Origin of the sequence: Bradyrhizobium icense, assembly GCF_001693385.1 — a bacterium.
Classification (GTDB): domain Bacteria; phylum Pseudomonadota; class Alphaproteobacteria; order Rhizobiales; family Xanthobacteraceae; genus Bradyrhizobium; species Bradyrhizobium icense.
The window spans coordinates 1,377,561-1,396,971 of sequence record NZ_CP016428.1 but is presented as its reverse complement, the minus strand read 5'-3'; the positions used below and the strand labels follow the sequence as shown (position 1 = coordinate 1,396,971).

Genomic DNA, 19,411 nt, shown 5'->3' with positions numbered 1-19,411 from the left:
ATCGACGGTACCTATCCGCTGGATAAAGGCGGCGAGATTTTGCTGGAAGCAAAGGAGGTGCCCGCCGTCGACGCCGTCACCGACGAGTTCTGGTACAAGGACGCAATCATTTATCAGTTGCACGTCAAGGCCTTCGCCGACAGCAACAATGACGGTATCGGCGACTTTGCCGGGCTGACCGAGAAACTGGGGTACCTGCAGGACCTCGGCGTCACCACGCTGTGGCTATTGCCGTTCTACCCCTCGCCCGGCCGCGACGACGGCTACGACATCGCCGATTACGGCGACATCAATCCCGATTTCGGGACCATGAAGGATTTCAAGCGCTTCATCCAGGAAGCCAAGAAGCGCGGCCTGCGGGTGATCACCGAACTTGTCATCAACCACACGTCCGACCAGCACGACTGGTTCAAGCGCGCCCGGCGCTCGGACCCGAAGTCAAGCGCCCGCAACTGGTATGTCTGGAGCGATACCGACCAGAAATATCAGGGCACGCGGATCATCTTCACCGATACCGAGAAGTCGAACTGGACCTGGGATCCGGAAGCCGGCCAGTTCTACTGGCACCGCTTCTTCTCGCACCAGCCGGATCTGAATTTCGACAACCCGCGCGTGGTGAGCGCGCTGGTGCAGGTGATGAAGCGCTGGCTCGACACCGGGGTCGACGGCTTCCGCCTTGACGCCATTCCCTATCTCTGCGAGCGCGACGGCACCAACAACGAGAACCTGCCGGAGACCCACGCCGTCATCAAGCGACTGCGCGAGGAGCTCGACGCCTACGCAAAGGGCAAGGTGCTGCTGGCCGAGGCCAATCAATGGCCGGAGGACGTGCAGGAATATTTCGGCCGCGGCGACGAATGCCACATGGCCTATCACTTTCCGTTGATGCCGCGCATCTACATGGCGATCGCGCAGGAAGACCGCTTTCCGATTACCGACATCCTGCGCCAGACGCCGGACATCCCGAGCAACTGCCAATGGGCGCTCTTCCTGCGCAACCATGACGAGCTGACGCTGGAAATGGTCACTGACGTCGAGCGCGATTATCTGTGGTCGACCTACGCCAACGATCCCCGCGCCCGCATCAATGTCGGCATCCGCCGGCGGCTGGCGCCGCTGATGGACAACGACCGGCGCAAGATCGAGTTGATGAATTCACTGCTACTCTCGTTCCCGGGCACGCCGATCATCTACTACGGCGACGAGATCGGCATGGGCGACAACATCTATCTCGGCGACCGCAACGGCGTCCGCACGCCGATGCAATGGACGCCGGACCGCAATGGCGGCTTCTCCCGCGCCGACCCCGCTAGGCTCTACGCACCGACCATCATGGACCCGGTCTATGGCTACGAGTCCGTCAACGTCGAGGCGCAGTCGCGCAGCCTCTCCTCGCTGCTCTCTGCTACCAAGCGGCTGATCGCGGTTCGCAAGTCCACCCTCGCTTTCGGCCGCGGCAGCATGACGTTCATCCGCCCGGAAAACCGCTCGGTGCTGTGCTATGTGCGCCAGTACCGGGACGAGGTCATCCTGTGCGTCGCCAACCTGTCACGATCGGCTCAGGCGACCGAATTGGATCTCTCCGCGTTCAAGGACCGCATCCCGCTGGAAATGCTCGGCCGTACCCGCTTCCCGGCGATCGGCGAGCTGCCTTACATGATCACGTTGTCGCCCTACGGCTTCTATTGGTTCGAGCTGCAGGAGCGCGACAAATCGGAGCCAGTGCCGCAGCGCGCGGTGCCCGAGTTCGAAACGCTGGTGGTGCCCTTGAACGCGACCTGGGTATCGCTGGCGCGCGAACGCGGCGTGTTCGAGCGCGACGTGCTTCCGGGCCATCTGGCGCGCAGCCGCTGGTATCCGGAGCGGTCGGCCAAAGCGATCCATCCGAAGCTGACGTCAGCCATTCCGTTCTGCGACATCGGCGACAACCGGCCGTGGCTCGCCTTTTTCGAAGCCACGCAGCGCAACGTCACCACGCGCTACGTGCTGCCGATGCAGATCGAATGGGTGCGATTCGACCGCGAGCGCTACAACCCGCACGCGCTGGCCGCGGTTCGCCAGGGCGCGCGCGAGGGAACGTTGCTCGACGTCGCTACCGACCAGATCTTCGTTGCGCTATTCTTGCGCAATCTGCAGCAATCGCTGACGGTCGACGAGAGCGAACAGGGCTTGCGGCTCGAATTTCGTCCGACCGGCCGCTTTGGCGACAAGCCGATCCGGCAGCCCGAGCACATCCGCACCATCGAATCCGAACAGCCGCGCAGCACCGCGCTGGTGGACAATGACTATGTCGTCAAAATCTACCGGACGCTTCAGGCCGGTCCCAATCCCGAAATCGAGATGGGGCGTTTTCTGACCGACGTCGTCAACTTTCCCAATGCGCCGGCACTGCTGGGCAGCGCCGAACTAGTCGAGGGCAACGAGAAAAGCGCCGTCGGCGTCGTTCACGCCTTCATCGCCAATCAGGGCGACCTCTGGACCGTGAGTGCGGCCTATCTCGATCGCTTCGTCGAGGAGCAGCGCCTGCTGGCGGCGAGCGTCCATCCCGGCGAGCGCGAGGAAGAGATCCCCTATCTGCGTTACATGTCGCAGGCCGGGCGGCGCGTCGCCGAGTTGCATGTCGCGCTCGCCGGCAACGGCGAGCTTGCCGAATTTGCGCCGGAGCCGACCGGCCACGACGACGTGGAGCGCTGGATCGACGATTTGACGCTCTGCGCAGGACGCGTCTTCGATACGCTCAGACAGCGGCGCGATACGCTGAAAGACGCCGACCGGGCGTTGGCCGACCAGGTGCTGGCGTTGCAGCCGGCTCTGCGCAATCGCCTCGAAACGCTGCTGCCGCGCGAGCTCGACGCCGCCAACATCCGCTGCCATGGCGATCTCGATCTCGGCCAGTTGCTGATCGTCAAGGACGACATCTTCATCGTCGACTTCGAAGGCGCGCCGCGGCGCACCATCGCCGAACGCCGGCGCAAGGTGCCGGCGGCGCGCGACGTCGCCAGCCTGATCCGCTCGATCGACTATTCGGCAACCGCCGCCCTTGAGCGCGCGCTCAAAGTGGCCCACGACGAGCATGGCAAGCTCGGGGCAGCGCTTGGCGATTGGCGCGACCGGGCGACCGTCGCGTTTTTCGCCGCCTACAGCGAAGCCATGACCGATCAACGGCTGTGGCCGAACGATCCCAGCGCCGCCGAGGGCATCCTGACCTTCTTCCTGCTCGAGAAGGCTTTGAACGAAATCGAACATGAATTGTTGTATCGACCGGACTGGCTACGCGTGCCCTTGACCGGAATCATACGAACGTTGTCTCAACCGACCTTCGAGGCCTCATGACCAAGCTACCCGCCGAGGCATATGCGATCATCGAAGGCAAGCATTCCGATCCGTTTCGATACCTCGGCTTGCACAGCGAAGACGGGCATAGCGTAGTGCGCGCCTTGATCCCCGAAGCATCCAACGTGGAAGCGATCGGCGAGCAAGGCGAGACGGCGCCGCTCCAGCGCATTCACGATGCCGGGCTGTTTGCGGGCGCGCTGCCGAACGGATCGAAACGCTACCAGCTCCGCGCCCGCTTCGGCGAGAATGTCGTCGATCTCGACGATCCCTATCGCTTTCCTCCCGTGCTCAGCGACTTCGATCTCTATCTCCTGGGCGAAGGCACCCACCGGCGGATCTACGACAAGCTCGGCGCCCATCCGATGACACTCGACGGCGTCGATGGCGTGGCGTTCGTGGTGCTGGCGCCGAACGCCAAGGGCGTCAGCGTGGTCGGCGATTTCAATTTCTGGAATGCGCGGCGACATCCGATGCGGGTGCGCGGCGTCGGCTATTGGGAACTGTTCGTGCCCCGCGCCCGCGCCGGCGACCGCTACAAGTTCGACATCACCGGCTCCGACGGACGGCGTCTGCCGCTGAAATCCGATCCGGTGGCCTTTGCGGCGGAAGTCCGGCCCTCGACGGCCTCGATCGTGGTCGACGAAAGCAGAATTCCGCGTCCACGCCCGGCGCCGTCGGGCATCAACGCGGTGGAGGCGCCGATCTCGATCTACGAGGTTCATCTCGGCTCCTGGCGGCGCAAGAACGGCAATGAATGGCTGAGCTATCGCGACCTCGCCGAACAGCTTCCGGCCTATGCGAAGGATATGGGCTTCACCCATCTCGAGCTTCTGCCTGTCAGCGAACATCCGTTCGACGGCTCCTGGGGCTATCAGCCGACCGGCCTGTACGCGCCGACCAGCCGGTTCGGCACGCCGGAAGATTTTTCTGTGCTGGTCGATGCCTGTCATCGCGAAGGGCTCGGCGTATGGCTCGACTGGGTGCCCGGACATTTTCCCGACGATCCGCATGGGCTCGGTTATTTCGACGGCACCGCGCTTTACGAGCACGCTCACCCGATGCAGGGCCGCCATCTCGACTGGGGCACGCTGATCTACAATTACGGCCGCACCGAAGTGGTCAATTTCCTGGTCTCCAACGCGCTGTTCTGGCTCGATCGCTACAGCGTCGACGGGCTGCGCGTCGATGCCGTCGCCTCGATGCTCTACCTCGACTACAGCCGGCCCGCCGGCGAGTGGATCCCGAACCGGCATGGCGGCCGGGAAAACCTCGAAGCCATCGAGTTCCTGCGCCGCTTCAACATCGAACTGTTCGGGCATTTTCCGGAAGCCACCACGGCCGCGGAGGAATCCACCGCATGGCCGCAGGTCTCGCGGCCGGTCGAGTATGGCGGGCTCGGCTTCGGCTTCAAATGGAACATGGGCTGGATGCACGACACGCTGAAATATATCGGCAAGGATCCGATATACCGGAAGCACCATCACGGCGACGTGCTGTTCGGGCTACATTACGCATTTTCGGAGAATTTCATTCTGCCGCTGTCGCATGACGAAGTCGTGCATGGCAAGCGATCGATCCTCGGCCGCATGCCCGGCGACGAGTGGCAGCGTTTTGCGAACCTGCGTGCCTACTACAGTTTCATGTTCGGCCATCCCGGCAAGAAGCTTTTGTTCATGGGTTGCGAGTTCGGCCAGGAGCGCGAATGGAATCACGATCATTCGCTCGACTGGCACCTTTTGGCGCAGCACCGCCACAGCGGCATCCAGAACCTGATCCGCGACCTCAACTGGCTCTATCGCAGCGTGCCGGCGCTGCACCAGATGGATTGCAGCCAGGCGGGATTTGAATGGGTCATCACCCACGATTCCGGCGGCAACGTCTTTGCCTGGCTGCGCAAGGGTTTCGACGCGCGCGCGCGCTGCCTCGTGGTCGTGAACTTCTCGCCGAACGTCTATCACAATTACCGCGTCCGGGTGCCATTCGCCGGCAAGTGGAGGGAAGCGCTCAATTCCGACTCTGCGCATTATGGCGGCAGCAATGTCGGCAACGTCGGCGAAGTCCACACCTTGGAAGGCAACATTCCCGAACTCAGCCTCACCATTCCGCCTCTGGCTGCGATCTTTCTCGTACCGGAAAGCTGACGCATGCGATTGTCCGCGGGAAGCCCCGCCCGCCTCGGAGCAAGCTGGGACGGCAGGGGCACCAACTTTGCGCTGTTCTCGGCCAATGCGGAGAAGGTCGAGCTTTGCCTGTTCGACGGCCATGGCCGCCGCGAACTCGAGCGGATCGAACTGCCCGAGCGCAATGAGGACGTCTGGCACGGCTATCTCAACGACGTCTCGCCCGGACAGCTTTACGGCTATCGCGTCCACGGCCCCTACGCGCCCGAGCGCGGACACCGCTTCAACGCCAACAAGCTGTTGCTCGATCCCTATGCCAAGCGGCTCGCCGGCCGGCTGGTGTGGAGCGACGCGCATTTCGGCTATCGAACGGGGAGCGCGCGCGAGGATCTTTCGTTCGACCGCCGCGACAATGCCCGCGGCATGCCGAAGGCCGTCGTGGTCGACGAGAGCTTCAACTGGGGCCGCCGCGAGATACGGCCGAACATCGCCTGGGAAGACACCATCATCTACGAGGCCCACGTCAAGGGCCTGACGCAGCGGCGCGGCGACGTGGCGCCGGGCTGGCGCGGCACCTATGGCGGGCTGTGCTCGCCGGCGATGGTCGACCATCTCAAGCGGCTCAGCGTCACCACCATCGAACTATTGCCGATCCACGGCCTGATCGACGACCGGGTGCTGGTGGAGCGAAAGCTGGCGAATTACTGGGGCTACAACACGCTGGCGTTCTTCGCGCCGGAGCCGCGCTATGCGCAGGATAACGCGCTCGATGCGTTCCGCACCACGGTGGCGCGGCTGCACGACGCCGGCATCGAGGTGATGCTCGACGTGGTCTACAACCACACCGCCGAGGGCAACCATCTCGGCCCGACGCTGTGTTTCCGCGGCATCGACAACGCGTCCTATTACTGGCTCAACAAAGAGCATCCGCGCTATTATGACGACTTCACCGGCTGCGGCAGCTCCGTCAACCTCAGCCATCCGCGCGTGCTGCAGATGGTGATGGATTCGCTGCGCTACTGGGTCGAGGTCTGCCACGTCGACGGCTTCCGCTTCGACCTCGCCACCACCCTGGCGCGCGGGCCGAACGGTTTTGACCGCAATTCCGCGTTTCTGACCGCGGTGCGGCAGGACCCCGTGCTGGCAACCGTGAAGCTCGTCGCCGAGCCATGGGACCTCGGCTTGGGCGGCTATCAGGTCGGCGCGTTTCCCTCGCAATGGTCGGAATGGAACGACCGCTATCGCAGCGCGATGCGGCGCTATTGGAGCGGCGAAGGCAGCCTGATCGGCGAGGTCTCGCGCCGCATGACCGCCTCATCCGACCTGTTCCACCACGACAACCGCGCAACCCGTGCCAGCATCAACCACATCACCGTGCATGACGGTTTCACGCTGGCCGACCTGTTCAGTTACAATGAGAAACACAACGAGGCCAACGGCGAGGATAATCGCGACGGCTCCAACGACAACCACAGCAACAACTGCGGCCATGAGGGCCCGACGACCGACGCCGCGATCGTGGCGCTGCGCCGCCAGCTCCGCAAGAACCAGCTTGCCTGCCTGTTCCTCGCACAAGGCACGCCCCTGCTGCTGGCCGGCGACGAGGTCGGCAATTCGCAGAACGGCAACAACAATGCGTATTGCCAGGACAACGAGATCGGCTGGGTCAACTGGGAGAAGCTCGGCAAGCCAGGCGACGACCTCACCGATTTCGTCGGCCACATGACCGCGCTGCGCCGGCGCTTCCCGCAACTCCGCTCCCAACGCTGGCTTTCCGGGCGGCGCAGGGATGGCTCCTTTGGCGTGCTGTGGCTGACGCCGGCGGCCGAAGAGATGCAGGAAGCCGACTGGAATTTTCCGGAAGGACGCTTCCTCGCCTATGTGCTGGGACCATTGGAACAAGGTCAGCCGCCGATCTTTATCGTGCTGAATGCCGCGCCCGAAGAGATCGGTTTCAAAATGCCCGAGATGCCCGAGTACAAGGAATGGCAGCAGGTGCTGAACACAACCGAAACCGCGCAGAGCTTCGTTGAATTCGCTTCCGGTGCAGAGACCAGCGCGCCGCCGCGGTCGGTGCTTGCCTTTGCGGGCGCGGCATGAATGACCGGCAATTCGGACCGCTTCTGACAAACTACGGCACGCGGTTTCGGCTGTGGGCGCCAGCGGCGCAACGCGTCGAGGTGATGCTGGAGCAGCCTCACGCGATGAGGCGCGGCGACGACGGCTGGTTCACGGCCGATATTGCCGGTGTCAAGGCCGGCGCGCGCTACAAATTCCGCATCGATGACGAACTCGATGTCCCCGATCCAGCTTCGCTGTTTCAGCCCGAGGACGTTTTCGGCGCGAGCGAAGTGATCGACCACGACGCCTATCCGTGGCGGGCCGCGAGCTGGCGCGGGCGGCCGTGGCAGGAGGCGGTCATCGTCGAGGCCCATGTCGGCACCTTCACGCGGGAAGGCACCTATCGCGCGATGATCGACCGGCTCGATCACCTCGTCGAGACCGGCATTACTGCATTGGAATTGATGCCGCTGGCGGATTTCGCCGGCTCCCGCAACTGGGGCTATGACGGCGTCTTGTGGTACGCACCCGACAGCGCCTATGGCCGTCCCGAAGATCTCAAGGCGCTGATCGACGAGGCGCATCTGCGTGGGCTGATGGTGATGCTCGACGTGGTCTACAACCATTTCGGGCCCGAGGGGAATTATCTCGGCCGCTATGCGCCCTCCTTCTTCACCGAAGCGCGTACGCCCTGGGGCAGCGCGATCGACTATCGCGTCAGGCAAGTCCGCACCTTTGCAATCGAGAACGCGCTCTCCTGGCTGCGTGGCTATCGCTTCGACGGCTTGCGGCTCGATGCCGTCAACTCGATCGTCGAGCCGGGCGGGCTGTCGCTGCTGCACGACATCAGCGCCGAGGCCGGCCAACTGGCCGCGGAAACCGGCCGGCACATTCACCTGGTGCTGGAGAACGGCGACAACCGCGCCAGCATCCTGGACCCCGTCCAGGACCCGCCACACGGCAAATACCGCGCGCAATGGAACGACGATTACCATCACGCCTGGCGCGTGCTGATGACCGGCGAGAAGCAGGGCTATTACGGCGATTACCAGCGTTCGCCGAGATCGGATATCGCCCGCTCGCTGTCATCAGGTTTCATCTACCAGGGCGAGCCATCGGCTTTTCGCGGCGTCAGGCGAGGCGAGCCGAGCGGCCATCTCGCGCCGACCGCCTTCATCAACTTCCTGCAGAACCACGACCAGATCGGCAATCGTGCGCTGGGCGACCGGCTGGAAGGCAACGCCGACGCGCGGATGATCGAGGCGGCGCTTCAGATCCTGCTGATTGCGCCTCATATCCCCATGCTGTTCATGGGCGAGGAATGGGGCTCGACAGTCCCCTTCCCGTTCTTCTGCGATTTCGGCGGCGAGCTCGCCGACGCGGTTCGGAAGGGCCGCCGCGTCGAACTGGCTTGGGCCTATGCAGAATATGGCGACGAGGTCCCCGACGCGCTTGCTGCTTCGACCCGCGATTCCGCCGTCCTCGACTGGGATGGCCGCGACGCTCCGGCGGGACGGAAGCGCCTGACCATGGTGCGAAAGCTTTTGCAGGTGCGGCGGCAGCAGATTGTGCCACGGCTGGCGGGCACAGCGTTTGGGAAAGCAGAGGCGGCGAGCAACGGATTGCTGACAGCCGACTGGCGCATGGGCGATGGCACCGCGCTTCGCCTCACCGCCAACCTGTCGGAAAAGGCTGTCAGCCACGGCGAAGCCACAGGAACCCCGATCTGGGGTAGCGAGTTGGGCAATAGCGTCCCGCCATGGTCGGTGCACTGGCGCATCGGATAGGAAAATGCCCCCGGCGATCCCGATCGCGACCTACCGCCTGCAACTGTCGGCGGATTTCGATTTCGACGCCGCCGCTGCCGTGGTGCCCTACCTGAAGGCGCTCGGCATCACCCATCTCTATGCATCGCCCTTCATGCGCGCCCGCAAGGGCAGCGCACACGGCTACGACGTCATCGACCACGCCCAGTTCAATCCCGAGCTCGGAGGCGAGGCTGGCTTCGAGCGGCTGAGCGCCATGCTGCGGCAGCATGATCTCGGGCTGATCCTGGATTTCGTGCCCAACCATGTCGGCGTACATTGTGCCGATAATCCGTGGTGGCTCGACATGCTGGAGTGGGGGCCCGCCTCCCCGCACGCGGCCTCCTTCGATATCGACTGGGAACAGTTGCCATACCGTGCCCGCGGCGGTGTGCTGCTGCCGATCATCGGCTCGTCCTACGGTCAGGCACTGGAAAACGGCGAGATCGAATTGCGCTATAACGCCGGCGAAGGCAGTTTTTCGGCCTGGTACTTTGAGCATCGGCTGCCGATCGCGCCGGAACGCTACGGCGAAGTCCTGCGTGTGATCGTCAAGGAAGCGGACGCGGAGGAAAGCGCGCCCGGCAGGGCGATGCTTGCGCTGGCCTCCCGTTATCAGGGGCCGCGACGCCCCAATCGCAAGGAAGCACCTGCCTTCAAGGCCGAACTGAAAGACATCGCGGGAGCTGTGGACATCATCGCGCATGGGCTTGCGGCCTATCGCGCTGGACCTGATCGCGCCGCTGCAACGCTCGCGCTGCATCATCTGCTCGAACGCCAGCACTACAAGCTCGGCCACTGGCGGCTCGCTTCCAGCGACATCAATTACCGGCGCTTCTTCGACATCAACAATCTGGCGGGCTTGCGTGTCGAGGACGCCGGCACCTTCGAGGCGGTCCATCGCCTGGTCAAACGACTGATCGCGGAGGAAAAGCTGCAGGGCCTGCGGCTCGACCACATCGACGGCCTGCGCGATCCCGTCCAGTATTTCCAGCGCCTGCGCCGGCTGATCCGCGATGGCTTTGGCGGGCGGAGCAGGCCCTTCTACGTGGTGGTCGAGAAAATTCTCGGCGAGCACGAAGAGCTGCCGCCGTTCGCCGGCGTTCACGGCACCACCGGCTATGAGTGGCTGAACGCGATCACCCATGTACTGACCGACGGAAGCGGCCTGGAGCCGCTCGACGAGATCTGGCGGCAGATCAGCAACCTTTCGCCGAAACTCGAACCGATCCTGCGGGAAGCCAAGCGCCGCGTGCTGGAAACGCTGCTGACCAGCGAGTTCACCGTGCTGACGCGCCTCCTGGCACGGATTGCCAGCGGGCATTACTCCACCCGCGACTACTCCGCCGACAGCCTGCGGCAGGCGCTCGAACTCTACGTGCTGCACTTCCCGGTATACCGCACCTACCTGACGGCGGCGGGCCCGTCAGCGCATGACCGCCAGTTGATATCAGGGACGATCGAACGGGCGCGCGCCGACTGGTTTGCCGCCGACGACGGCATCTTCGATTTTCTGCGCGACACGCTGACAATGGACCTGATCAGGCCCGGACGTACGCACCACAGCGCGCCGCGGGTGCGCCGGTTTGCATTGAAGGTGCAGCAGTTCACCGGACCGATGATGGCAAAGTCGCTGGAGGACACGACGTTCTATCGCTACCACCGCCTGCTTGCACTCAACGAGGTCGGCGGCGATCCCGCCGCAACGGCGTTATCGGTTGACGGCTTCCATGGGATCATGGAGGGGCGCGCCAGGGAATGGCCGCATGGCATGACGGCAACCGCAACGCATGACACCAAGCGCGGCGAGGATGCACGGGCGCGCATCATGGCGCTTTCGGAAATTCCGGGCGAATGGACCAGCACGGTAGCCCGATGGAAGCTGCTCAACGCACAGCATCTGCTCGTCGATGACGATTTGCGCGCACCGTCGGCGACATTCGAGTACATGCTGTATCAGGCGCTGGTGGGGGCATGGCAGCCGGACGACGCTTCGTTCGTGGACCGGATGCAGGAATATGCGCTGAAGGCGGCGCGCGAGGGCAAGCAGGAAACGAGCTGGCTCAATCCGCACGCGGCCTACGAGACGGGTGTCAAGGGCTTCCTCGCGAAGATTCTCGATCCCTCGCTGTCGAGCGAATTCCTGAATTCCCTGCAGACGCTCGCGCAGCGACTGTCGCTGCTGGGTGCCCTGAACTCGCTTAGCCAGATCACGCTGAAGACGACGATACCGGGCGTGCCGGATTTCTATCAGGGCACGGAGCTGTGGGATTTTTCGCTGGTCGATCCCGACAACCGGCGACCGGTCGATTTTGCCGAACGCGCAGGCCGGCTGGACGCGCAGGCAAATCCGGACTGGGATCGGCTGGTCGAGAAGTGGCCGAGCGGTCATCTGAAGCTGGCCTGGACACGGCATCTGCTGCAACTGCGAACCGAGCTCGCCGACGTATTCACCGATGGCGATTACGAGCCTTTGGAAGTCAGCGGAGCGCATCGCGGCCATTTTATCGGGTTCGCCAGGCGGCGAGGCCGCGAGGCCGCGATCACGGTTGTCACGCGATGGTTTGCACCATTTACCGACAACGGACGAAGCTGGCCGCGGCCGGAGACCTATAACGCAGCGCTGAATATCGGCGGCTATTCGCTCGAGGGTTTTTCCGACGCCGACGCCACGCAGTTACGTCTGTCCGATCTATTGACACATCTGCCGGTGGCCGCGCTGAAGGCCAGATTCAACGGCGCGCTCAAATCGGCGCGGGAGCGCAAGCGCACATAGTATCTACTTCTTGGTCAGCAGCAATTGGCCGCGGCTGCGGATCGCCGCCTGGGCCGCCTCGGCAAAGCGCTGCAACAGCCATGGCAGTACAACTTCCACCTGAACGTGATCGTCGGCGACATCGACATGGCCTGCCGCGCCTTGCCCGAGGGCGCGCACGCGGAAGATCATGCGGTTGTCTTCCCAACGCTCCTCGTCGACGCTTAGCATCGGCACGCTGGAAGCGGCGCGCGTCAATCCTGTCTTGAGGCGGCGCATCGCCTCGTCGCGGCCCAGACTATGCGGGATGGAAACCACGAGCGGTTTGGTCATCGCTGAAAAATCCTCCCTGATCTCACTACATGTAATTGTACGCGGTTCGAAGGTAAGGGACGACTGTACAATTGCCTCCAGTCCGGAACTTTCGTGATTCAGACTTGTTACTCCCAGTGATGGGCAGGATAGACACACGCCCCGCTTCGGGCTGAGGAGAGCTTCATGTCTATCGGCACAATCATTCTGATTATTCTCATCATCGCCCTGCTCGGCGGTTTCAGTGGCATCGGTGGCGGCCCGTTCTATGGCACCGGATATTACGGCGGCGGCGGATTGGGTCTGGTGATCGTGATCCTGTTGATCCTGCTGCTGCTCGGGAAGATCTAGTAAACTCGCAACTCGCAGGGTGGGCAAAGGTGCGGAAGCGCCGTGCCCACCCTTCTTGTTGCACGGACAATGGTGGGCCCGCTTCGCTTTTGCCCACCCTACGAAGATCATGAAGACTGTCATCACCCGCGGGTGATCCAGTATTCCAGGGACGTTGCGATCAATCGAGAGGCCGCGGCGTACTGCATGCCCCGACGGCGCCTATCACCGGGGCGGCCATTCGGCCGCCCCGGTGGCGGGGCATGACAGCTTTGGTTGGGACAGCGTGTCTGCATCAGCTACTTCGCCGCCAACTTCTTGATCGCCGGCTTGATCGACGCCGCCGCGTCATCGTAGCCGTCCCACGCTTTCGTCCTGCTCAGCAGCCCCGGCACCGTGCGGATCGTGTACTTCTTCGGATCGAGATCGCCGCGCACCTGCGTCCAGGTCAGCGGCATCGAGACGGTGGCGCCCTCGCGAGCACGCGGCGACAGTGCGGCGACCGCGGTCGACATCCGGTCGTTACGAAGATAGTCGAGGAAGATCTTTCTCTTGCGCAGCTTCTTCGACATGTTGAGCAGATAGCGCTCGGGATCATCGTTCGCCATCCACTGGCAGATGCCTTGCGCGAACGCTTTGGCCTCCTTCCACGAGACCTTGTCTCTTGCGCCATGAAGCAGCGGCGTCACCACGTGCAGCCCCTTGCCGCCGGTGGTCTTGCAGAAGCTTTCGAGGCCAACGGCGGTCAACCGCTGGCGCATGTCTTTTGCCGCCTCGATCACTTCCGCAAATTCGACATCCGGAGCGGGATCGAGGTCGAACACCAACCGGCCCGGCGTATCGTAGGCATTGGGCGCGCAATTCCAGGGATGCAGCTCCAGCCCGCCGATCTGCGCCACCGCTGCCAATCCCTCGACACGGTCGATCTGCACATAGGGCTTGCGGTCGCCCGAGACGTTGGCCAGATCCAGCAGGTTGGACATGCCCTGCATGGCGTGCCGCTGGAAGAATTTCTCGCCATGGATGCCGTCGGGCGCGCGCACGATGGAGCAAGGGCGGCCTTTGAGATGGCCGATCATCCATTCGCCGACGGCCTCGAAATATTTCGCGAGATCGAGCTTGGTCACCGGCTCGCCGTCGCCGGCATCGGGCCACATCTCCTTGTCCGGCTTCGAGATCACCACGCCCATGACTTCGGCGGCTTTGTCGGCTGCGGGCCGCGCGCTCCTGGTCTTGGTCGCCGCTTTTGCTGCTTTTCCCGGCTTCGGCTGCGCGACGCCTGACGTGGACGGGGTCTCTGCCTCTACCTCCTCGGCCGGCTTGTCCTGCCGCAGGCCCTTGAACGCGGCCTGACGGATATTTCCATCCGCGGTGAACCCCGCGAATTCGATCTCGGCGACCAGCTCGGGCTTCAGCCAATGCACGTCGCGGGCTTTCTTCGGCGCGTTCTTGCCGCCAAACGGGCTCTTGTCGGAGGCTGCCGCCTTCAGCGCCGGCATGATGCGGCGCACCTTGTCCTGCCCGAAACCGGTACCGACCATGCCGACAAAGGCGAGATGATCGCCGCGATAGACGCCGGCCATCAGCGAGCGGAATTTGCCGTTGGTGGTCTTCCAGCCGCCCAGCACCACCTCATGTCCCGCGCGGCATTTGGCCTTGGTCCAGCTTTCCGTGCGGCCGGAGCGATAGGGCCCGTTGAGCTTCTTGGAGACGATCCCTTCCAGTTCGAGCTTGCAGGCCGACTGCAGCACGGCAGCGCCGCCGCTTTCGAAATGCTCGACATAACGGATCTGCTTGTCCTTGCCCTTCTGCGTCGCCAGCAATTTCTTCAGCCGCGCCTTGCGGTCGTCGAGCGGCAGCTTGCGCAGATCCTCGCCGCCGGCAAACAACAGGTCGAACGCATAGAAGATCAGGCTTTCGCTGTCGCCGTCCGACAGCGCCGCCTGCAGGGTGGAGAAGTTGGGCGCCCCGTTATGATCAAGCGCGACGATCTCGCCGTCGATCAGCACGTCGGGAAGCGATGTCGCTTCCTCGGCGATCGCCTTGAACTTGTCGGTCCAGTCGAGGCCTTTTCGGGTATAGAGCACGGCATCGCCGCCCTCGACCCGCAATTGCACGCGGTAGCCGTCAAACTTGATCTCGTGGCACCAGCCCTCGCCGCCCGGCGGCCTCTCGACCACCGTGCAAAGCTGCGGCGCCACGAAATCCGGCATCGCTGCGACTTTCTTCGGCCTGACTGTTGGCGCCGGTGCGCGCGTCTTGATCTCCGGCGCGGCCCGCAAGGCGGCCGTCTTCCGCGAGATCCGCGCTTCGGCCGCGTCGCCACGGTTCGACTGCCAGACCGCGTCAGCCTTCGTCTTCCTGGCCAGCATGAACGGCTTCGGCGCCCTGCCCTTGCCTTGCGCGATCTGCTCCATCGTGCGGCCCGACGCGACCGAACGGTCCTCATCCAGGATGTCGTTGGCTTCCCCTTCTTTTACGAATTCGTCTCTGTGCTTGATCAGGAGCCAGTTGGTGCGCTTGCCGCCATAGCGATCGCCTTTCATCCGCACCAGCACCCAGCTTCCATGCAGCTTGCCGCCATGCAGGGTGAATTTCAGGTCGCCCTTCTTGAAGCCGCGGTCGGGATCATCTGATACCCAATAGCCGCGATCCCACAGCATCACCGTGCCGCCGCCGTATTGGTCTTCCGGAATGGTGCCTTCGAAATCGCCGTAGTCCAGCGGATGGTCCTCTACCTCGACCGCCAGCCGCTTGTCGTGGGGATCCAGCGACGGCCCCTTGGTGACGGCCCAGGATTTGAACACGCCGTCGAATTCCAGCCTGAGATCGTAATGCAGCCGGCTTGCGTCATGCTTCTGAATCACGAACCGCCGCTCTCGGGCCGGCGCGACCTTGACGTCGCCGGAAGGCTCCGCCGTTTTGCCGAAATCGCGCTTCTTGCGGTACGTGCTGAGTTTCTTCAACGCCACGGCCACACCTCAATCGAAACCGCCCCGCGGCAGACACCCGGAACGAAAACCCATACTAGCCGTTGAAGTTCCCAAACCCAACCGCGCCCGGAGATTGCAATGGCCCCCCGCGCCTACTGGAAAGGCTCGCTGAAACTTTCTTTGGTGTCATGCCCGGTCGTGCTGTATCCGGCCTCGACATCGGTCGAGAAAACACGCTTTCACATGATCAACAAGGAGACCGGCAACCGGCTGAAGCAGCAGATGATCGATGCCGAGACCGGCGACGTCGTCGAGAGCAACCAGAAAGGCCGCGGCTATGAGCTGAAAAAAGGCCAGTATGTCGAGATCGAAAAGGAGGAACTCGAAGCCGTCCAGATCGAGAGCAATCACACCATCGAGATCGACAGCTTTGTGCCGCGGGACGAAATCGACAAGCGCTACTACAACCACCCCTACTACATCGCGCCCGACGGCAAGGCCGCAGTCGACGCCTTCGCCGTGATCCGCGACGCCATGAAGGACGAAGACCGGGTGGCGCTGGCGCGTATCGTGCTGACCAACCGCGAGCACGTGATGGCGATCGAGCCGCTCGGCAAGGGCCTGCTCGGGACCACGCTGCGCTATCCTTACGAGCTGCGCGACGAGGAAGACTATTTCGAGGGCATCAAGACCCCGAAGGTCACCAAGGACATGGTCGAGCTCGCAGGACATATTCTGCACAAGATGGCGGCACATTTCGATCCCTCGAAGTTCAAGGACGAGTACGAAAACGCGCTGAAAGCGCTGGTGCGGCGCAAGGCTTCCGGCAAGCCAATCAAGGCCGCCGAGCCCGAAGAAAGGCCGGACAACGTCATCAACCTGATGGACGCGCTGAAGGCGAGCCTGAAAGGCAAGGGAGCGACGAAACGGCGCGCACAAGCCCCGGCCTCGCGGCGGGCGCCTGCGCGACGGACGTCAAGGAAAGCGCACCGGTCCGCAGCCAGGCACCGCAAGGCGAGCTAGCGCGGGCATATCCGTGTTATTGCTCACGCGGTTCTCGCGCGCCTTGGCCACCCTCCCGCTTGCATTACCCGAAGCCGGAAGGCATTTTCCCCTTGGGAACTGACGTCACCGACAATAGCGGCGCCGGACCGGGAGGAATGAATGGCATTGACGAAGTCGCATGTCGCAGGACCGACCACGCCTGCGGTACGGGAGATGACATTCGGCGATCTCTTGCGCAAGGCGGCTGAGGCCGCGCCCGATCGCCTCGCCCTGATCGCGGGCGTGCCTGACCCGGCACAGCGGCGGCAGTGGACCTACGCACAGTTCTATCGCGAAGCCCAGCGCACCGCCCGCGCGCTGCTGTCGCGCTTCAAGCCCGGCGATCGCATTGCCGTCTGGGCACAAAATATCCCGGAATGGATGATGCTCGAATTTGGCGCCGGCATGGCCGGCATGATCCTCGTGACCGTGAATCCGGCGTTTCGCGCCCGCGAGGTCGAATATGTCCTGAAACAGTCGCGCTCGGCCGGCGTCTTCGTTGTCAACGGTTTTCGCGGCAACCCGATGCTCGAGACGGTGAACGAGGTCAAGCCGAACTGCCCCGAGCTGCGCGAGATCATCTGCTTTGACGATTGGGATACGTTCATCGCCGCAGGCGATGACGAGAGCATCAAACTGCCAGCCGTCAGCCCCGACGATCCAGTCATGATCCAGTACACCTCGGGCACCACGGGCTTTCCGAAAGGTGCCCTGCTCCGCCATCGCGGACTGCTCAACAACGGCGCCGACACCGCCGACCGGATGGGCGTCGATCCCGGCGACGTCTTCGTCACTACGATGCCGCTGTTTCACACCGGCGGCTGCGTCTGCTGCGTGATCGGCGCCGTATCGAAGGCCGCGACCACGGTGCTGGTCGAGGCGTTCGAGCCAGGCCTCGTGCTGGAAATGCTCGGAACCTATCGTGGCAATGCGATGCTCGGCGTGCCGACCATGCTGGTTGCGATGCTGGAGCATCCGACATTCGCGGCGACCGATCTCTCCTCCGTCAAGGCGATCTGTTCCGGCGGCTCAACGGTGCCGGCTTCGCTGGTGCGACTGCTCGAGGAAAAGCTCGGCGCACCCTTCACGATCGTTTTCGGCCAGACCGAATGCTCTCCGGTCGCGGCGCAGACCCGCACCACCGACAGCGTCGAGGATAAGGCCAACACGATCGGGCTGCCGCTGCCCAACATGGAAACCAAGATCGTCGACCCAAATACCGGCGAGACGGTGCCGATCGGCACGATCGGCGAGTTCTGCACCCGCGGCTATCACGTCATGATCGGTTACTTCGAAATGCCCGATGCGACCGCTGCGGCAATCGATTCCGACGGCTGGCTACACACCGGCGATCTCTGCGCGATGGATGCCCGCGGCTACTGCACGGTTGAAGGCCGCCTCAAGGATATGATCATCCGCGGCGGCGAAAACATCTATCCGCGCGAGCTGGAAGAGCTGCTGTTCAAGCATCCCAAGGTCGGCGAGGTCGCCGTGATCGGCCTGCCACACGAAAAATGGGGCGAAGAGGTCGCAGCCTTCATCCGCCCGGCGCCGGGCGTTGCGATCGACAAGGAGGAGTTGATCGCCTACATGCGCGCTTCCCTCGCCCCGCACAAGACGCCAAAGCACTGGTATGTCGTCGACGCGTTCCCGCTGACCGGATCGGGCAAGATTCAGAAATTCAAGCTGCGGGAAGCCTGCACCAAGGGCGAGATGACGGCGATCTAGGTCGCTTCCGTTCATTGCAAATACTTTCGTCGTCGTCCCTGCGGAACGCAGGACCCATACGCCGCGGCTCATCTGCGGCGCGATGGGGCCAGTTGCCTTCGCTGCAATCTAGGCAGGTGGTTATGGGCCCCTGCGTTCGCAGGGATGACGAGAGTGATTTTCGTTGTGGGCTACAATCGCTCCCTCACCCCTTGAATGTCGGCTGCCGCGGGTGGATGCAGTCCTTGAAATCCGCAAAGCCTTTCCATGCCGGCTCCGGTGCCTCCTGTCCGGCAATCGGCACATAGATCGACGGCTCGATCGAACTCATCGTCGGAATATAGCGCGGGCAATTCGGGAAGATCGCGCGCGCGGTGACGCGAACGATAAGCTGCGCGCCGACGGTTTCCGCCAGAAGCGGATCATTGTCGCTCACGCTGGCGCTGCCGTTGACCCGCAAACGTTTCGGCTTTTCATGCATCGCGATGAACAGCAGACCGACATCGGCATTGACGACGATGTTGCCGAGGCTCTTGAACATGCCGTTGCCGTCATAGTCGGGGAACGCGAGCTCGGAAGGCCCGGTGATGCGCACCAACCCCGGCGCCCCGCCCTTGAACGAGCAATCGGGCCGCCCCTCGGCATCGGCGGTTGCCAGGAAGAAGTAAGGCAGACTTTCGATGAACTGCTTGTCGTCGGCGGTGAATTCCCTGCGCATCAATTTCTCTTCCAGCCGGTCCGAAATCCGGCGGCTGTCGAAGCGATCCTGCAATTGCCGGTTACCTTCGTGGTACATGACGCTCTCAGCCATGGCGTTGCGTCCTCCTGCTCTGATCACCTTTGCGCATGCGAAGTCAGCCCGGGCCAGATCACGGGGAAGCATACCACGTTGCTCAGGACGAGGGTGAATGGCATTGCGCGCTGGGCGCGCCCAGGAGCCAAGCGCGGACGAGCCGGGTGCAGCGACAGTTTCGCGTGTTGATCCGTAGCCCGGCGACATCCGGGACT

Annotated in this window: 11 protein-coding genes; 8 read left to right on the top strand and 3 right to left on the bottom strand. The window is 63.3% G+C overall.

What is annotated here, in order from left to right; all coding sequences use genetic code 11:
• Nucleotides 1-36: 36 nt before the first annotated feature.
• Genes treS through treY form a run of 5 tightly spaced genes read left to right on the top strand, consistent with a single transcriptional unit; the run spans nt 37 to nt 12,098 of the window.
• On the top strand, nt 37-3,333 hold the full coding sequence (treS, locus tag LMTR13_RS06615; protein WP_065732482.1) for a maltose alpha-D-glucosyltransferase: 3,297 nt from the start codon (nt 37-39) through the stop codon (nt 3,331-3,333).
• On the top strand, nt 3,330-5,477 hold the full coding sequence (gene glgB, locus LMTR13_RS06610; protein ID WP_065727183.1) for a 1,4-alpha-glucan branching protein GlgB: 2,148 nt from the start codon (nt 3,330-3,332) through the stop codon (nt 5,475-5,477). Before treS ends, glgB begins: the two co-directional genes overlap by 4 nt.
• A 3-nt stretch (nt 5,478-5,480) precedes the next feature.
• Nucleotides 5,481-7,556: a glycogen debranching protein GlgX gene (gene glgX / locus LMTR13_RS06605; protein WP_065727182.1), complete on the top strand. Its 2,076-nt coding sequence runs from the start codon at nt 5,481-5,483 to the stop codon at nt 7,554-7,556.
• Complete coding sequence (gene treZ / locus LMTR13_RS06600) at nt 7,553-9,304, top strand: malto-oligosyltrehalose trehalohydrolase (RefSeq protein WP_065727181.1); 1,752 nt, start codon at nt 7,553-7,555, stop codon at nt 9,302-9,304. The genes glgX and treZ overlap by 4 nt, the downstream gene beginning before the upstream one ends.
• 4 nt (nt 9,305-9,308) lie before the next feature.
• Nucleotides 9,309-12,098, top strand: a complete 2,790-nt coding sequence (gene treY, locus LMTR13_RS06595) for a malto-oligosyltrehalose synthase (RefSeq protein WP_065727180.1) — start codon at nt 9,309-9,311, stop codon at nt 12,096-12,098.
• Nucleotides 12,099-12,101: 3 nt separating this feature from the next.
• On the opposite strand, the gene LMTR13_RS06590 is transcribed toward treY, so the two are convergent.
• On the bottom strand, nt 12,102-12,410 hold the full coding sequence (locus LMTR13_RS06590) for a polyhydroxyalkanoic acid system family protein (RefSeq protein WP_065727179.1): 309 nt from the start codon (nt 12,408-12,410) through the stop codon (nt 12,102-12,104).
• A 165-nt stretch (nt 12,411-12,575) separates the two neighbouring features.
• Here LMTR13_RS06590 and LMTR13_RS06585 point away from each other — a divergent pair, with 165 nt between their 5' ends.
• Entirely contained in the window at nt 12,576-12,740 is a 165-nt protein-coding gene (locus tag LMTR13_RS06585) for a DUF3309 family protein (protein ID WP_065727178.1), read from the top strand.
• A 278-nt stretch (nt 12,741-13,018) separates the two neighbouring features.
• Here the strand turns inward: LMTR13_RS06585 and ligD are convergent, their stop codons facing one another.
• A complete protein-coding gene (gene ligD / locus LMTR13_RS06580) occupies nt 13,019-15,691 on the bottom strand; it encodes a DNA ligase D (RefSeq protein ID WP_065732481.1) in 2,673 nt (890 codons plus the stop codon).
• Between the two features lie 99 nt (nt 15,692-15,790).
• Between ligD and ku the strand changes: the two genes are divergently transcribed.
• Together ku and LMTR13_RS06570 are read left to right on the top strand one after the other, a co-directional pair.
• A complete protein-coding gene (gene ku, locus LMTR13_RS06575) occupies nt 15,791-16,675 on the top strand; it encodes a non-homologous end joining protein Ku (RefSeq protein WP_065727177.1) in 885 nt (294 codons plus the stop codon).
• 141 nt (nt 16,676-16,816) lie between these two features.
• Nucleotides 16,817-18,424, top strand: a complete 1,608-nt coding sequence (locus tag LMTR13_RS06570) for an AMP-binding protein (RefSeq protein ID WP_065727176.1) — start codon at nt 16,817-16,819, stop codon at nt 18,422-18,424.
• A gap of 184 nt (nt 18,425-18,608) precedes the next feature.
• On the opposite strand, the gene LMTR13_RS06565 is transcribed toward LMTR13_RS06570, so the two are convergent.
• Nucleotides 18,609-19,214 carry a pyridoxamine 5'-phosphate oxidase family protein gene (locus tag LMTR13_RS06565; RefSeq protein ID WP_065727175.1) on the bottom strand — a complete coding sequence of 202 codons (606 nt, stop codon included), beginning with the start codon at nt 19,212-19,214 and terminating at the stop codon, nt 18,609-18,611.
• Nucleotides 19,215-19,411: the final 197 nt, after the last annotated feature.

What these genes read in the sequence shown, in the direction of transcription:
- LMTR13_RS06565 (WP_065727175.1), bottom strand. Translation starts at nt 19,214, where the DNA reads ATGGCTGAGAGCGTCATGTACCACGAAGGTAACCGGCAATTGCAGGAT.
- LMTR13_RS06585 (WP_065727178.1), top strand. Translation starts at nt 12,576, where the DNA reads ATGTCTATCGGCACAATCATTCTGATTATTCTCATCATCGCCCTGCTC.
- LMTR13_RS06590 (WP_065727179.1), bottom strand. Translation starts at nt 12,410, where the DNA reads ATGACCAAACCGCTCGTGGTTTCCATCCCGCATAGTCTGGGCCGCGAC.
- ku (WP_065727177.1), top strand. Translation starts at nt 15,791, where the DNA reads ATGGCCCCCCGCGCCTACTGGAAAGGCTCGCTGAAACTTTCTTTGGTG.
- LMTR13_RS06570 (WP_065727176.1), top strand. Translation starts at nt 16,817, where the DNA reads ATGGCATTGACGAAGTCGCATGTCGCAGGACCGACCACGCCTGCGGTA.
- glgB (WP_065727183.1), top strand. Translation starts at nt 3,330, where the DNA reads ATGACCAAGCTACCCGCCGAGGCATATGCGATCATCGAAGGCAAGCAT.
- glgX (WP_065727182.1), top strand. Translation starts at nt 5,481, where the DNA reads ATGCGATTGTCCGCGGGAAGCCCCGCCCGCCTCGGAGCAAGCTGGGAC.
- treZ (WP_065727181.1), top strand. Translation starts at nt 7,553, where the DNA reads ATGAATGACCGGCAATTCGGACCGCTTCTGACAAACTACGGCACGCGG.
- treY (WP_065727180.1), top strand. Translation starts at nt 9,309, where the DNA reads ATGCCCCCGGCGATCCCGATCGCGACCTACCGCCTGCAACTGTCGGCG.